We start from the raw sequence: 878 nt of genomic DNA, 5'->3' as shown, positions 1-878 counted from the left end.
TATTTATACTTATGATTAAAATGGCATGGACTGAAGTTGCAGATGAAAGTGAATTGAAGGCTGGGGAATCAAAGGCATTTGAGGTAAATGGAAAGAAAATGTTAATATCAAATGTGGATGGAAATATTTATTCAATAGATTCAATATGCACGCACATGGGCGGTGACCTTTCTAAAGGTAAAAAAGAAAATGGCATTGTCATATGCCCAAAGCATCATGCACAGTTTGATCTAAAAACCGGTAAGGTTGTAAAAAATGTCGGCGGGTTTGTAAGAGCCATGACAAGAAAGGAAGCCTCTGACCTTAAATCTTATAACGTTAAAATAGAGGATGGGAAAATAAAGATAGACTTATAACACATAAATTTTAATTATTTAACTTCAGTGAATCATTAAGCAGCATCAATATAATACCGGTAATTAAACCTGAAAATATCATCCCGGTAATGGCGAAAATTGTTGAATTCAATTTTTTGGCCCGTTGTATATCATAACATCTTATGCATTTATATATTCTATAAATATGTATTATTTCAAGTGCAGTTATTAACGTCATAATCAGCATTATAATTATAAATACATGTCCCATGGAAGACATAAATATGGTTTTAAATAGTGTACCCACAAATATGCCATAAAGCATCAGGATAAGCACAACTAAAAATAGTGATGAATAGATCAATGCGGCCTCAGATTCAAGCCGTGCCATACTATCTTCATCTGCCATAACTAAAATAATGCAAAACACATATATTATTTTTCATCTAAAAGACTTATTTATTTCAAAATTGGTAACTTTAATTAAAATAGTCGATTTATGTGAATCCAATATTAAATAAAAATTATTAATGGCATCAAAATATTTTTAGACCAGATCGG

General features: G+C 30.8%; 2 protein-coding genes. One reads left to right on the top strand and one right to left on the bottom strand.

Annotated elements, in window-relative coordinates; all coding sequences use genetic code 11:
* A partial coding sequence (locus AOG55_RS00175) for a Rieske (2Fe-2S) protein (protein WP_156318706.1) occupies positions 1-356 on the top strand: 356 nt, incomplete at its 5' end.
* A gap of 10 nt (positions 357-366) precedes the next feature.
* Here the strand turns inward: AOG55_RS00175 and AOG55_RS00170 are convergent.
* Entirely contained in the window at positions 367-726 is a 360-nt protein-coding gene (locus AOG55_RS00170; protein WP_156318705.1) for a hypothetical protein, read from the bottom strand.
* Between the last annotated feature and the right edge of the window lie 152 nt (positions 727-878).

This window comes from Acidiplasma cupricumulans, assembly GCF_001402935.1.
Lineage (GTDB): Archaea > Thermoplasmatota > Thermoplasmata > Thermoplasmatales > Thermoplasmataceae > Acidiplasma > Acidiplasma aeolicum.
This window is presented reverse-complemented; position numbering and strand designations above follow the sequence as displayed.